Annotated in this window: 11 protein-coding genes; 5 read left to right on the top strand and 6 right to left on the bottom strand. The window is 60.0% G+C overall.

The features are described from left to right. Positions 1 to 170: 170 nt before the first annotated feature. Positions 171 to 1,982: an ABC transporter ATP-binding protein/permease gene (locus GHK62_RS04880; protein WP_153437200.1), complete on the bottom strand. Its 1,812-nt coding sequence runs from the start codon at positions 1,980 to 1,982 to the stop codon at positions 171 to 173. A 625-nt stretch (positions 1,983 to 2,607) separates the two neighbouring features. Between GHK62_RS04880 and GHK62_RS04875 the strand changes: the two genes are divergently transcribed. Both GHK62_RS04875 and GHK62_RS04870 read left to right on the top strand, forming a co-directional pair. Next, complete coding sequence (locus GHK62_RS04875) at positions 2,608 to 2,859, top strand: helix-turn-helix domain-containing protein (RefSeq protein WP_153437199.1); 252 nt, start codon at positions 2,608 to 2,610, stop codon at positions 2,857 to 2,859. 244 nt (positions 2,860 to 3,103) lie between these two features. Beyond that, a complete protein-coding gene (locus tag GHK62_RS04870) occupies positions 3,104 to 3,793 on the top strand; it encodes an alpha/beta fold hydrolase (protein ID WP_153437198.1) in 690 nt (229 codons plus the stop codon). A gap of 32 nt (positions 3,794 to 3,825) precedes the next feature. Here GHK62_RS04870 and GHK62_RS04865 read toward each other — a convergent pair whose 3' ends face one another. Then, the gene (locus GHK62_RS04865) at positions 3,826 to 4,458 is read right to left on the bottom strand and encodes a TetR/AcrR family transcriptional regulator (RefSeq protein WP_153437315.1); all 633 of its coding nucleotides are present in this window, start codon (positions 4,456 to 4,458) and stop codon (positions 3,826 to 3,828) included. 116 nt (positions 4,459 to 4,574) lie between these two features. On the opposite strand from GHK62_RS04865, the gene GHK62_RS04860 reads away from it, so the two are divergent. Beyond that, on the top strand, positions 4,575 to 5,798 hold the full coding sequence (locus tag GHK62_RS04860; RefSeq protein ID WP_153437197.1) for an MFS transporter: 1,224 nt from the start codon (positions 4,575 to 4,577) through the stop codon (positions 5,796 to 5,798). A gap of 98 nt (positions 5,799 to 5,896) precedes the next feature. On the opposite strand, the gene GHK62_RS04855 is transcribed toward GHK62_RS04860, so the two are convergent. Both GHK62_RS04855 and GHK62_RS04850 read right to left on the bottom strand, forming a co-directional pair. After that, entirely contained in the window at positions 5,897 to 6,262 is a 366-nt protein-coding gene (locus tag GHK62_RS04855; protein ID WP_153437196.1) for a response regulator, read from the bottom strand. Then, positions 6,259 to 9,129, bottom strand: coding sequence for a PAS domain S-box protein (locus GHK62_RS04850; RefSeq protein ID WP_153437195.1), 2,871 nt, complete (start codon positions 9,127 to 9,129; stop codon positions 6,259 to 6,261). The genes GHK62_RS04855 and GHK62_RS04850 overlap by 4 nt, the downstream gene beginning before the upstream one ends. A gap of 203 nt (positions 9,130 to 9,332) precedes the next feature. On the opposite strand from GHK62_RS04850, the gene eglC reads away from it, so the two are divergent. Continuing rightward, entirely contained in the window at positions 9,333 to 10,730 is a 1,398-nt protein-coding gene (gene eglC / locus GHK62_RS04845) for an endo-1,3-1,4-beta-glycanase EglC (RefSeq protein ID WP_153437194.1), read from the top strand. 56 nt (positions 10,731 to 10,786) lie between these two features. Here the strand turns inward: eglC and GHK62_RS04840 are convergent, their stop codons facing one another. Further along, on the bottom strand, positions 10,787 to 11,776 hold the full coding sequence (locus GHK62_RS04840) for a sugar-binding protein (RefSeq protein WP_153437193.1): 990 nt from the start codon (positions 11,774 to 11,776) through the stop codon (positions 10,787 to 10,789). 48 nt (positions 11,777 to 11,824) lie between these two features. Continuing rightward, positions 11,825 to 12,805, bottom strand: a complete 981-nt coding sequence (locus GHK62_RS04835; protein ID WP_153437192.1) for an NAD-dependent epimerase/dehydratase family protein — start codon at positions 12,803 to 12,805, stop codon at positions 11,825 to 11,827. A gap of 251 nt (positions 12,806 to 13,056) precedes the next feature. Here GHK62_RS04835 and GHK62_RS04830 point away from each other — a divergent pair, with 251 nt between their 5' ends. Then, positions 13,057 to 13,797 (top strand): ATP-binding cassette domain-containing protein, encoded by a 741-nt coding sequence (locus tag GHK62_RS04830; protein ID WP_184108779.1) that lies wholly within the window; start codon positions 13,057 to 13,059, stop codon positions 13,795 to 13,797. The last annotated feature ends 53 nt before the right edge of the window (positions 13,798 to 13,850 follow it).

Genomic DNA, 13,850 nt, shown 5'->3' with positions numbered 1-13,850 from the left:
GTCGCCAAAAAGTGTGCAGCGGTTTTGGGACAATGAAATGCATAAAAGCAATGACCTAAAGCGCGTCGCATGAGTCTGATTGAACGCGACACGCTTTAGGATACGAACGAAAATCCGTGCGGTGCTACAGGTGTTCCCGAGTGCGAATGCAATGCCGCAGCGGTACGCCGTCAAGTCGCGCTCGCCGCGAGTTCCTTCTCGTGCACAGCACCCTTGAGGTGAATGGGTTTTAGGACTGGGCCTTCGGCGTCCTTCACGAGATGGATGACACGGGAGAACAATGGTCCATTTCGCGGCGTGCGGCCAATCTTGACGACCGCGGTATCGCGGAGGTCGTCTTCGAAGATGGATAAGGCTAGCTTCATCGCTTCCCCATCCATCGTCTCGAGCGCCTCGTCGATGATCACCCAGCGCGGCCGATGGAGAACAAGCCGTGCGAAGGCGAGTGAACGTTGCTCGTCATCGCTAAGTTCGCGCTCCCAGCGCGCTTCACGGTCGAGCAACGTGGTCAGCTGATCAAGCCCGACTTTCGACAGTGCTGCAACAAGGCTCGCATCCGAGAAGTCACCGGCGCGCGGATAGGAAAGCGCGTCGCGCAGTTTGCCGCGCGGGAAATAGGGGGAGCGCGGGATGAACGCGACCATCTCGCCAGCCGGCAACCCGACGCGCCCGCTTCCCCAGGGCCAAAGCCTTGCGAGCGCTCGGAAGAGCAGTGTTTTTCCTGCGCGGGGGTCGCCGCTGATGACCACGCGCTGGCCCGCGCCGATCTCGATGTGCGGTTCGGAAAGCCTGGTCCGTCCGCTCGACGATGCGACCTCGAGATTGTCGAAGGTCAGCTTGTTCGTGTCGTTCTCGGCGAATTCGATCCGTTTTTCCGCGTCGTGCAGCACGTCGGTCATGATCAGCGCGCGGCGGAATGCGGCGACGCGCAGAAGCGTCGCCCGCCAGTCGGCGATGGCGCTGATATTGGCGACGAACCATTTGAGCGACGTGTGAACCTGGTTGAAGGCGCCGACCGCCATCATCAGGCCGCCGAAGCTGATTTCGCCGGCGAAATAGACGGGTGCCGCGACCAAGATCGGCGCGACGACCGTGACCCAGCCGTAGCCGTCCTGAACCCAGGCGAGGTTGATCTGGGCACGGTAGATGTTGCGCATGGCGCCGAGCACGGTCGCGAGATCGAGCTCCAGACGCCGCCGCTCGCCGGTCTCGCCCCCGGCAAGCGATATGGCGTCGATATGTTCGCTGACATGCATCAGTGAGAACCGCAGTTCGGCTTCACGTGCGTAGCGGTCGCCGTTCAAGACGATCAGCCGCCGCCCGACAAGCCAGCTCAGCCATGATGCCGAGCCGGCGTAAAGGATCGCTGCCCAGACCATGTAGCCCGGAATCTCGAGCGCGTAGCCGCCGATGTGGAAAACAAAGCCTGCCGACAGCGCCCAGAGGACGCTGACGAAAGATGCGAGCAGGATGGACGACTGCAGAAGGCCGAAACCGAGATCGGTGGTGAGGTCGGCAAGATGGCCGGCGTCTTCCTGCATTCTCTGGTCCGGATTGATGCCCATTGCCCCGGAGTTGGCGAGCCTGAAGGCGCGCAGCGGCCGCATCCATTCGTTGATCAGGTCGATCGTCAGCCCCTCGCGCAGCTTCAATCGGACCATCTGATTAAGCCATTGCTGCGTGACGTTGAGCACCAGCAGGCCACCGGCGATAGCAACAAACAGCAGGAGTTGATAGAAAAAGGCGTTGAGATCGCGCCGCTCGATCGCGTCAAAAAAGGGCCGGTTCCAGCGGTTGAGGATGATCTGTCCGATCGCTGTCGCGATGATGATCGCGAAGCTGCCGGTGCTGAGCCACAGGATTGTTTTCAGCAGCGGGGACGCCATGAAGGCGTGGCGCATCATATCGAACTGGTCTCGGAGGGTCGTGCTCTCGACGCCCGCGGGTCTTTGGGCTCGGTTCGCTCCGGCTTGATTCGTCATCTTCAGTTCCTTCCCTTCAGAAGGGGCAATCCACCAAAGTCGTTCGGGTGCCGCAGGTCGGGCTGTCGTCCAGAGCGAGGCACCGCCATCGGATTGGGGGACCTTGCGGCCGCACCTGGCTCGGCGACGGAAACAATTCCGCGAGGTGCCATGTCCAACCGGCAGAGCCGGTTACAGGGATCGGCGGCAACCGTCTGTTTTGTGGAGAACCGAGATATCCGGCCTCATTGCCGCCGTCGCGATGTCGCGTGTCCGTGTCGAGCAGCAGCCTGTGCAAAGCAAATATGCCACTGAAGATCTGGAGGTGCTGAAATGCAGTGAAACTGAAAACCCTCATGAGTCCCAGTCTATGGCCAATGGCGCCCGCTGGAAACCAGTTTTAAGGATAGGAGCAGGATCTCGCCCCCGGATCCTGGAAACTCCGTGAGCGCCGGCAACCCAGTCCAAATCGTGATTGCACTTGATTTTGATGACGCAAGGCGAGCCCGGTGCAGCGCGTTTCGCGGTATGGTAGCTTGTCTATGTTACATCGATGACATAAAACGTTACCGCCGTCGCCAAGGCGCGTGTCACCCCCCTCAACATCGAATTTAAAAAAATTCAATGCCAAGAGAAGGAGACATTTATGTCCATTTCACTCGAAAGTTTCAGCAACAATCAAGCCGCTGCCGTCGTCAGCAACGACGTCGCCGCCCGCGTTCGGGCCGCTCGTGAGGCTGTCGGCTACAGCATCGAAGACCTTGCTGTCACTTGTGGCCTCGCCAACGTCGAAATCAGCGAAATTGAAAGTGGCCTGGATACTGATCCGGCAAAGTTGAAACGTATCGCTGCCGCATTACAACTGCAGCTATCGGACTTCTTGACCGTGGAAATTTGACGGACGAGCCGGCCGGTCCCGCCGCGCGGGCCGGTCGGAAGGTCTCGCGGTTCACTGCACGCGGCTCTTTTTATTCAGGTAATTCCGGTCTTTCGTCGAGGCTGGAGCGCCGCGCCGGTGGTTCAAGCACCGACGCTCTTTTCCCAGCCGTCCGCTGACTTTTCAATGTGTATCCACTACTGCATGTCGGTGAAAGACCGCGGCTTGGCAGGTCGAGCAGTAACCATTTGAGAGAACCGACCGGATGAACATCGTCCTCGTCCCGGGTTTCATGACCGACCGCGAGCTGTGGTCAGACATGCTTCGCCGGTTGCCGACCGGCAGCCAAATCGTCCATGTCGATCCGACGCGGGCGAAGTCGATTGAGGAAATGGCCAGCCAGGCACTGCTCGACGCTCCAGACCAGTTCATGCTCGTCGGTTTCTCCATGGGAGGTTACGTCGCGCGTGAGATGGTACGGCTTGCACCACAGAGGATATCGTCGCTTGTGCTGATTGCTACCTCTGCGCGGGGAGACGGGGAAGTTCAAGCCCGGCGCAGGTCGGCAGCCTCCGCTTTCGACCCCGCCGCCTTCCGGGGGCTTAGCCATGCCTCGCTGCGCACCTCTGTTCATCCGGATCGAGCGAACGATGTTGGATTGATCGATCGTATCCAGGCGATGAGCGTTCGTCTTGGAGGAAGGGTCTTTCAGCAGCAGACGATGTTTCGACGCGATGGCGATCTTGAACGCCTTGTCGAGATCCGCTGCGCCACCCTGATCATAGCGGGAACACACGACCGCCTCCGCAGTCTCGAGGAGGCCGAAGAACTACGCGATCGTATTGCTGGCGCAGTCATGGTGTTGGTCGACGCCGGGCATATGATCCCCATGGAGGCGCCCGAGGAACTCGCGGCGATCATGACACGCTGGTTAGAGGGCCGCCTGGCTCAGTAACTGGCGATAAAATGCGTCTGTCGGCTGAGCATTCAAGAGCCTGTTGAAATCGTCGCGCGAGCTTCGGCCGCATCTCCGTCAGGCTTCTTTAGTCGCTCGAGCAATGCACGGAAGGCCTCCACTGCCCTTTTCGATGTTTCCTGCGGCTCCTCCGAGTTGGCGATCCACAAGGCGGCATGGCTGCTGGCACCATTGATCAGGCGCGCGGTCGCTTCTTCGTCGACGTCGACAATCGCTCCGTCCGCCTTGAGGTGGCTCAGGCTTCGACTGAGGGCTGCGATGCAGCCTTTGGTGCTCGGCCATTGGGATATGTCTCCGAGGACCGCGGGGCCGTCGCGAAACATGATTCGTTGAATTTCGGGCTCGAGCGCCATCTGAATATAGGCCACGCACTCGTCGACGAATGCCTCCCAGCGCGTTGGTGCTCGTGAGGCGGCGCTGTGCAACCGCGCCGTCATCTCCGCATCCAGCTCTTCAATCACGGCCTGCAGCAGCCCTTTCTTGTCTCCGAAGTGGTGATAGAGCGCCCCACGTGTCAACCCGGCATCTGCCGTGAAATCATCCATCGAGGATTGCGCATAGCCTACCGTCCCGAAGGCGTGCCTGGCAGCGGCAAGCAACTTCGCGCGTGTCTCGGCGATCATGACCGGGCGCGGCTTGCTCATGCGTTCTCCTTCTTCACATACGCTGCGTATTTTATTTGACATACGTGACGTATGCAACTAGCGTCTACATACGCCACGTATGTAAGTAGGGCGTCCTGATGACGAAGGAACACCTCATGTCTAATCCTTACAGAGAAATATTCAGTGTGCGGGGCGCGAAAGGCTTCTCCGCCGCGGGCTTTTTTGCTCGCTTGCCTATTGCCATGGCACCGATCGGCATTGTCGCCATGCTGTCGCAGACACGCGGGGAGTATTGGATCGCGGGCGCGGTTTCAGCAATATTCGCCCTTACGAATGCGCTCGTCTCTCCTCAAATCTCGCGACTGGTCGATCGGCTCGGCCAGTCGGCCATCATGGTGCCGACGACAGCGATCTCGGTCCTGGCTTTCATTGCTCTCATAGTAGGAGCGAACCAGGATTGGCCAGCGTGGGCGTTGTTCGTGTCCGCCTTTTTCGCGGCGGCAATGCCAAGCATTCCCGCGATGTTGCGCGCGCGCTGGACAGAGCTCTTCCGCGACCGTCCCGAATTGAACACGGCCTTCGCCTTTGAGTCGGCAGCGGACGAACTGGTTTACATCGCCGGCGCATCGCTCTCGGTCGGGCTGGCGGTCGCGCTGTTTCCGGAAGCGGGAATGCTGGTCAGCACCGTCTTCCTTGTGGTCGGAACTGCGGCTTTTGTCCTGCAGCGGTCGACTGAACCGAAAGTGCGTCACCTGGAGCACGGCGTTTCCCACGGATCGGCAATTCGGCTGCGACCGGTGCAGATCATAACGCTCGCCCTGGTATTCGTCGGCTCGATGTTCGCTACGGCCGAAGTCAGCGCCGTTGCAATCACCAAGGAGCTCGGGCAACCAAATGCCGCAAGCCTTGTCATCGGCGTCTACGCGATCGGGTCGTTCGTCGTCGGGCTGATCATCGGGGCCCTGAACCCACGCATGCCGCTGCAGAGGCAGCTGTTGATCGCTGTCAGTGTCCTTGCGGTGACGGCCCTGCCGCTCACTGTTGCCGATACGGTGCCGCTTCTGGCTCTCGCGGTCTTCGTGAGCGGCATCGCAATATCACCGACCTTCATCACGGCCTTTGGCTTGATCGAGCGTCGGGTTCCGGAGTCAATGCTGACCGAGGGCGTCACGTGGGTGATGACCGGCATTGGAATTGGCATGGCACTTGGGGCCTTCGTCGCGGGTTGGGTGGTCGATAATTTCGGCGCGCAACACGGCTTCTTCGTATCCGTGATCGCCGGAGTGGCGTCCGTGGCAATCATCGCTTCGGGTCAGCGGATCCTGGCCGGAGGCAGAACGGAGGCTGCGGAGGAGACATTGCCCCAACCCGCGGAGTAGGAAAGAGCCCAACTCACCGACAACCCTGCGGGCAGGTCATTCAAACAGGAGCAATCTGTCGTCCCGGACCCGGAATCGCACGGAAACCGGGGCGGCCATCACGTCGCGGGCAGAAGGCTTTCGACCTGCCGGATCAGTTCGGGGCCGTCGAAGGGTTTGGCCAGGCGAGGCAACGCACGGAACCGCTCCGGCAAGTCCGCCGCCGTATAACCCGTCAGCAGCAGGACGGGCACGCCGCGCTCGAGCAGTTCATCGACGAGTGGATAGACAAATTCGCCACGTAGATTCAGGTCCAGCGTGGCGACTTCGAACTGCTGTTCGCGCGACGCTATGATTGACCCCTGCAAGGTCGTGAAGGGGCCCACCACGACGTAGCCGGCTGCGACGAGGTCGTCTTCGATCTGCAATGCCACCAGGAACTCGTCTTCGACGACGAAGACCCGGCATCCTTCGGACTCGGTCATTCGGCACCCCTGAGATAGGGCACGTCGATCGTGCAGTTCAGTCCTTTGGACGCAAACTCCAGGCGGACATCACCGCCCAGGTCGGAAGCGAGGACCCGTTCGAGAAGCAAGCGCCCGAAACCGTTTCGGCTTGGCGGCGAGACGGAAGGGCCTCCCGTCTCCCTCCAGCGGATGCAAAGCCGGTGGTCGGTCGGGTCGACAGTCCAATCGACGCTTACGCGACCAGCTTTTACGGAGAGCGCGCCGTGCTTGGCGGCATTGGTGGCAAGTTCATGCGCGGCCATACCAAGGGTCAGGGCATGTTTTGGCGGCAGCGTCGTTGGTGGGCCGTAGAGAGAGATGTTGTCTACGTTCTCGTTTCGATAGGGCGCCAGCTCATCGGAAAATATCGTCTCAAGAGAAACTCCTGACCACCTGGTCTCTGCAAGACGGGTATGTGCTTGTGCCAACGCCCGGATGCGGGCATCGAACGATCGCTGCGCATCGCGTGCGTCCGGGTTCATCGAAAATGACTGTCGTGCGATCGAGTTGACCGTGGCCAGCGTATTCTTCACGCGGTGGCTGAGTTCAGCGACAAGCAGGTCCCTCTGCGCCTCGGTCTCCTTTCGCTCGGTGATGTCCATGCAAATTCCGGCCAGACGCTCACCCGCCGCGCTGTCTGAGGGCGAGAACCGGCCAAAGGCTTCCATCCAGCGTATCGTTCCGTCGAACAGGCGCATGCGGTATACGACATGATAGTCGTCGCGGGTCGCGAGGGCCCTCTCGATCGCCTGTTCGACGGCCGGAAGATCAGCGGGATGAATATCACGCTTGAAATCTGCAAGTGTCCCTTCGAATGTTCCCGGCTCGAGATGATGAAGCACCTCAAGTCCGGGTGACCAGATCACTCTGCCGCTCTGCAGGTTCCACTCCCAGGCACCCATCCGCCCGGCATCCAGAGCCATTTTGAGCCGGCGCTCGCTCTCTCGAAGGGCTTCCTCTGTCTGCTTGCGCTCTGTGATGTCGATGAAGGCGGCCACGGCGCCCGTTACTTCTCCAAGAGCGTTCCGCAACGGGGTCGCGTTGCCGAGGAGATGGCGCGACTTACCATCATCGAACCGGATGTCCTGTTCGAAGTTTTCGACCTCTTCTCCGCGTGCGGCGCGCTGCACGGGCAGTTCATCGGCTGACGATATCCTGCCCGCCGAGAAAACTTGAAAGCCGGATGGCCGCTCCTCAGGGGGCGCCGAAAACGAGAGGTTCGAACCTGGCGGTAGCCGAAGCAACTCGTAGGCGCTTCGGTTACCCTCGATGACACGGCAGTCAGGCGTTCGTGTTATCCAGATGGGCGTCGGGACGGCCTCCATAATGGCCTGCATTTCGGCCGCGCGTGCCCGTTCGCTGGCCTCGTTGCATCGCAGTTGCTCTTCCGCGAGTTGCCTCGCCTGTTCGGCCCGGATGCGCTGTATGCTGAATCCGAGCTGTCGGGCGATTGTCAGCGCAAGGCTGATCTCCGTCTCGGTAAACACATGAGCCTCGTCGTAATAGGCCATGAACTTGCCGATCAGCCTTCCTCCGGAAATCAAGGGAATAAATCCGAGCGCGGCAATGCCTTCCGATGCAATTGTCGCTCTGAGATCGTCGGAGAGGTCGGCTCCGGCCACGTCTTCGACGAAGATCGGATCCGGATCGTGCGCCTCCCGGGTCCATGGAGAATGGCCGTCGACGGCATGACGGTAATGTTCCGACAATCCGCTCGACGCCACGAAGCGCATTGTGTCGGACTGGTCGAACAACAGAATCGACGCGCGGCTGCAATTGAGCGCCGCTTTGATGGCATCCAGCGCCGCGTCGTAGACCTCTTCAAGGCCTTTGGCGCGATGAAGCTTTTCAGTGAGGTGGTAGAGCGCAGCCTGCTCGCGCAGCCGCGCTTTCATAGTCTCTTCGGCTTGCCTCCATTCCGTGATATTGCGGGCGATTTTCGAGGCGCCGATTATTTGACCTGTGGCGTCACGAACGGGGGACACCGTGAGCGAGATATCCACAAGGCGTCCGTCCTTGCGCTGACGCTTCGTTTCGTAGTGATCGATACGCAATCCATTGCGGATGCGATCGAGGATATGCGGCTCCTCATTCTCATGGCCGGGCGGAATGAGAATGGTGATCGGCTTCCCGATCACTTCGTCGGCGGCATACCCAAACAGACGCTCGGCTCCCTTGTTCCAACTGGTGATGATGCCATTCAAGTCCTTGCTAACGATGGCGTCGTCGGAGGACTCGACGATCGCTGCGAGAAACCGGGAATCCTGTTCGGCCCGCTGGCGGCGTTCAGCCTCAAGCTGACTGGCGAGCAGTAAATTCGCGTCGTCGATCGCTGTTGCTGTGTGTACTTCGCCGGAGCGGGAAACGACCGGGTCTAGAACGTCTATTCGCTCTGGCTTCGCCCTCAGAACAGTTTCCGAGCCGTTTCGTTGGCTGATATCGACAAGGAGATTGATCGCCCCCGTGATCATCCCCGACTTGTCAAAGATCGGTGTCGGGTAGGCACGGAGCGGAACCATCGTTCCATCCGGCCGCACAGCCACAATCTCGCGCCCAGTGATCGCTCGCCCTTCTTTGAGTGTCTGGGCCATCGGGCACTCGTCATGCGGCAGAATTGATCCGTCGGTGCGACGCAACTCCCAACTGACGCACCAACGATCCTTGCCGAGTTTGGGCTCCCTGCCGGCGAGATCCGCGGCCGCCTGGTTGAAGTAGGTAATGATGCCCTCGCGGTCCGTGGCGTACACCGCCATAGGCAATGCATCCAGCACCGCCCGAAAATCCGGCGAATTCAAAGCACCGATTTTGCTCTCTAGAGTTTTCGGCAGAGCCTCTGCGCTGCACATAGGTCCCTCCGCAAGCGCTCGCTGACCCCGGGAAACGCGGCATGGGCAGGTTTGTTCCGGATAGGCATGCACGCCGCCTGCCTTAGAACCCCCAAGGTCACACTGTAGATCGTCGGCAAACCCGATGTTAGGTTCCCGGCGGGTGGAGTAGAGACTGGAATGACCAGTGGAGGGGACCGAGTGATAAAATCGGAGATGTTTTTATGAGCAGAACTGTGCTGAACGCCGTGGGCAAGCCGCTGTATTACAGCGGAAGTTCGACGGCCTGGTTTTCCGCCACCGGATCGGGACCCACACTCTACGGGACGTCTGGTAACGATTCCATCTGGGGCGACAGTTCCGTCAATGTCACCATGATCGGCGGCAAGGGCGACGACATTTATTATCTCTATTCAGGGATTAACCGCGCCTATGAGGCGGCCGGCGAGGGTGTCGATACAATCAACACCTGGATGAGCTACACCCTGCCGGACAATTTCGAGAACCTGACCGTCACCGGCAACGGACGTTTCGCCTTCGGCAATGACGGCGACAACATCATCACCGGTGGCTCCGGAAGCCAGACGATCGACGGCGACGGCGGCAATGACGTCCTGATCGGGGCGGGCGGCGCCGACATCTTCGTCTTCTCGAAGGGCAATGGCAGCGATCTGATCACCGATTTCAGCTCGAACGACATCGTGCGACTTAACGGCTATGGCGTGACTTCGTTCAACCAACTCCTCGACAATATGGTGCAGGAAGGTGGCAATCTCCGGCTTAGCTTCGCCAACGGCGAGAGCCTGGTCTTCGCCGATACGACGGTCGACGAACTGCAGGCAAGCCAGTTCCAGTTGAGCCTCGACCGGTCCGTTCTGACCCAGACCTTTTCCGACGATTTTAATACCCTGCAGCTCCGTGACGGCGCGAGCGGTATCTGGGATGCAAAATTCTGGTGGGCACCGGAAAAGGGAAGCACGCTCACGGGTAACGGCGAACTGCAATGGTATATCAACCCGGCCTATCAGCCGACGGCTTCCGCTAATCCGTTCTCGGTCAACAACGGTGTCCTGACGATCACCGCGGCGCCGGCATCCGATGCCATTCAGGCTGAGATCAACGGTTACGACTATACCTCGGGCCTGCTCACGACTCATTCGTCCTTTGCCCAGACTTACGGCTATTTCGAGATTCGCGCCGACATGCCGAACGACCAAGGCGTCTGGCCGGCCTTCTGGCTGCTCCCGGCCGACGGCTCCTGGCCGCCGGAACTGGATGTCGTGGAAATGCGCGGGCAGGACCCGAACACCATCATCGCCACCGTCCACTCCAACGAAACCGGCTCGCAGACCAGCATTGCCAGCGCCGTTAAAGTCGCCGACACCAGCGGCTTCCACAAATACGGGGTGCTTTGGACGGAAGACGAGATCGTCTGGTACTTCGACGACGTCGCTATCGCACACGCCGACACACCCTCGGACATGCACGATCCGATGTATATGCTCGTGAATCTCGCTGTCGGAGGTATCGCGGGCACGCCGGCCGACGGTCTTGTCGACGGGGCTGAAATGAAGATCGACTACATCAAGGCCTATTCGCTCGACGCCGGCTGGCACATCTAAGATGTAGTCTTTGATGGGGGCCGGCACGACAAGTGGTCGGCCTCCATCATATGGCGTTACTTTTGAATGCAGGTGTCGACGGTATCCTTCGTGCACTCGTCGAGACCGGTGAACACCGGGTCTTCCACGGGCTTTCCGGCGATCAGGTCCAGCATGACCGATGGCGCCTTGTAACCCATCTCGAATGGCCGCTGGCCGACGAGCGCTGTTACGAGGCCCTCGCGCGCGATCGCGACTTCGTCGCCGATGGTGTCGGCGGCGCCGATGACGAACTCGTTCTTGGCGATCTTGTCGGCCATCGGCTTGAAGAGATCGCGATAGGGTTGCGGGGCACCAAACAACGGCCAGCCGCCCATGATGCCGAAGGCATCGAGGTCCGGGTTGGCCGCGAGGATATCGGTCATGGCCTGGACACCCTTGGCGCCGTCGTCATTGGTGAAGACCGGGCAACCGGCGACTTCTGTCCAGCCGCCTTCGCCCTTCAGTTCTGCGAGACCCTTTTGACCGGTCAGTGTGTCCCGCATCCCCTGCGCCCGGCGCAGGATATTGTCGGCACCGGGATTGCCTTCGATCGTGCAGATCTTGCCGCCATTCGGTTTGGCCTTCTTGATGTATTCGGCGATCCGCGCGCCCATCAGGTAGTTGTCGGTGCCAAGATAGGTTTTGCGCAGTGCTGAATCTTCTGCAGCAAGATCCGCATCCAGCGTCATCACCGGAATCGACGGATTGGCCGTCTTCAGTGTTTGGGCGATGAGTTTTGCGTTGGATGGCGAGATGGCAATGGCCGCCGTTTCTGCCTTGCCCAGCATATCCTGGACGATCTGTGCCTCGCCGGCCTCGTCCGACGTTGATGCCGGGCCAGTGTAGAAGCACTCATATTCCGAATCCGGGTTTTCCTTGTTCCACTTCTGGCAACCCTGGTTGATCGCTTCGAAGAACGGGTTGTCGAGGCCCTTCACCACGATGACGAGCTGTTTCTTCTGGGCCATGGCCGTTCCGGCGCTGAGTGCCAAGACGGCAACGGCAAGCAATAGTGCCTTCCTCATTCCTTCCTCCCTTGAAACAAACGGGCACCCACGTGCCCGCTCCACAAATCAACCCGGGTACCAGACGATGCGCGGATCATCCTGGGAACGCTCGTACTGCCAAGCCGAGTCGATAAGCTTTTCCATGTCGTAGTCAGGTCGCCAGTTCAGCAGGTACTTCGCCTTGCTGTTGTCCATCCAGTTCGAGTGAAACTGGCTTGCTATATCGACTGAACCGAGGCCGCGGGTGCGGGCGAGATAGGTGGCAACTTCGCCATAGTCGACCGGCCTGTCCATTGAGATGTTGAAGAGCTGCCGCGTCGCGCGTGGATTGTCGATCGCCGCCAATATGGCGGAGACCAGATCATCGACATGCACGAAATTGCGTTTCAGCGGCCGCCCGTCGGCATCGCGCAGCAGCGGCACCGTGCCGTCTCTGGCGTAGCGCTTCGCATCGGCCTCCGGAACGAGGTTCTTCCACACTGGGCCGCCGAAGACGTCGTTGCCGAACGACAGCGTATACTTGAAGTCGTCCTTCTCCATGATCCACGGCGCGCGTAGGCAGCAGCCATTGAGGCCGTACTGAATGCCGAACTGCTCCAGCATCACCTCTTCCAGCACCTTCGACAGTGCATAGCACCCGGGATAGGCCTGATGCGGCACCTTCTCGGTAATTGGCCCATCATGGCGATAATAGAAATGACCGATGCCGGCATCGCCGCCGATGAGGATGAACTGGGACGCGGTCGCGCTTGCGCGGAACTCCTCCAGCAGCCAGAAAAGTCCCTTGACCGTAACATCCATGACGTCGTCGGGAGTCTCCTTGCAGGTGACGAGGTGCACCACATGGGTGACGTCGGCGAGCGCTTCGGACACGATGCGCCGGTCGGCGATCGATCCCCGCGCCACCTCGACCCGGTCGGTTTCCGGGCACAAGCGATTATGACAAAGCGCACGGATGCGCGCCTCGGAAAATCGCGGATCGTCAAGCAGCCCAGCAATGAAGTGCCGCCCGACCTTGCCCGTTGCACCGGTGACAAGGATAAGCATGCTCTTGCTCCCCTTTTCAAAGCTAATATCCGCGCGCTTCGCTCGTCAACGAGTATTTGTAATACAAAATGAATTCTTGTCCGCGCGAAGCGACTTGAATCGCACGACAATCGATTGACGCTGTCGGAAGGTTTTGCGTAAATTCGCTTAATCGCTCTTTCGGGGAGGAAATCGGAGAAGCGAGATCGCGACGGCTCCGCATCCGAGGTGGAGGGGCCGCAAGCCTGGAGCCATCGGGAGGATAGAAGGCCGTGGCGGTTCTCGAACTCGCCAACATTTCCAAACATTTCGGCGCCATCCAGGCGGTCAGTGACGTTTCGCTTTCGCTGGAAGCGGGGCAGGTGGTCGGCCTGATGGGCGACAACGGCGCCGGCAAGTCCACGTTGGTCAAGATGATCGCCGGCAACTTTCGGCCAAGCCACGGGACAATGCGCCTCAATGGCGAGGAACTCGTGCTTCACCGCCCCGTGGAGGCGCGCCAGTACGGGATCGAGATCGTCTACCAGGACCTGGCGCTCTGCAACAACCTGACGGCTGCGGCGAATGTGTTTCTCGGACGAGAGTTGCGGCGCGGTCTCGGTCCGCTGCGCATTCTCGACCACAAGAGGATGTACAAGCGTGCCGGCGAGATTTTCAGGGAGCTGAAATCGGAAACACGGCCGCGTGATCTCGTCAAACAGATGTCGGGCGGTCAACGACAAGCGGTGGCAATCGCCCGCACGATGCTCTCCGAGGCAAAGATCGTGCTCATGGACGAGCCCACAGCGGCGATCTCGGTTCGCCAGGTGGCGGAAGTCTTGAACCTGATCCGGGAACTGCGCGACCGAGGCATCGGCGTTATCCTGATCAGCCACCGCATGCCCGACGTCTTCGACGTCGCCGACCGCGTCATCGTGATGAGGCGAGGCCGAAAGGTTGCAGACAAGCCGATTGCCTCAAGCTCACCGGAAGAAGTTACCGGACTCATTACCGGCGCGATCGAGCAAGTATGATCGGACTACAGCGCCGCGCGTCTTATCAGACGCGCAAAGGACGCTGTAGCACT

This window comes from Sinorhizobium terangae, assembly GCF_009601505.1.
In the GTDB taxonomy this organism is placed as follows: Bacteria; Pseudomonadota; Alphaproteobacteria; order Rhizobiales; family Rhizobiaceae; genus Sinorhizobium; species Sinorhizobium terangae.
The sequence above is the reverse complement of the archived record's forward strand: the minus strand, read 5'-3'. Positions and strand labels throughout refer to the sequence as shown.

Coding starts and splice junctions, on each gene's coding strand:
- GHK62_RS04835 (WP_153437192.1), bottom strand. CDS start 12,805: ATGCTTATCCTTGTCACCGGTGCAACGGGCAAGGTCGGGCGGCACTTC.
- GHK62_RS04870 (WP_153437198.1), top strand. CDS start 3,104: ATGAACATCGTCCTCGTCCCGGGTTTCATGACCGACCGCGAGCTGTGG.
- GHK62_RS04860 (WP_153437197.1), top strand. CDS start 4,575: ATGTCTAATCCTTACAGAGAAATATTCAGTGTGCGGGGCGCGAAAGGC.
- GHK62_RS04865 (WP_153437315.1), bottom strand. CDS start 4,458: ATGAGCAAGCCGCGCCCGGTCATGATCGCCGAGACACGCGCGAAGTTG.
- GHK62_RS04840 (WP_153437193.1), bottom strand. CDS start 11,776: ATGAGGAAGGCACTATTGCTTGCCGTTGCCGTCTTGGCACTCAGCGCC.
- GHK62_RS04880 (WP_153437200.1), bottom strand. CDS start 1,982: ATGACGAATCAAGCCGGAGCGAACCGAGCCCAAAGACCCGCGGGCGTC.
- eglC (WP_153437194.1), top strand. CDS start 9,333: ATGAGCAGAACTGTGCTGAACGCCGTGGGCAAGCCGCTGTATTACAGC.
- GHK62_RS04875 (WP_153437199.1), top strand. CDS start 2,608: ATGTCCATTTCACTCGAAAGTTTCAGCAACAATCAAGCCGCTGCCGTC.
- GHK62_RS04850 (WP_153437195.1), bottom strand. CDS start 9,129: ATGTGCAGCGCAGAGGCTCTGCCGAAAACTCTAGAGAGCAAAATCGGT.
- GHK62_RS04855 (WP_153437196.1), bottom strand. CDS start 6,262: ATGACCGAGTCCGAAGGATGCCGGGTCTTCGTCGTCGAAGACGAGTTC.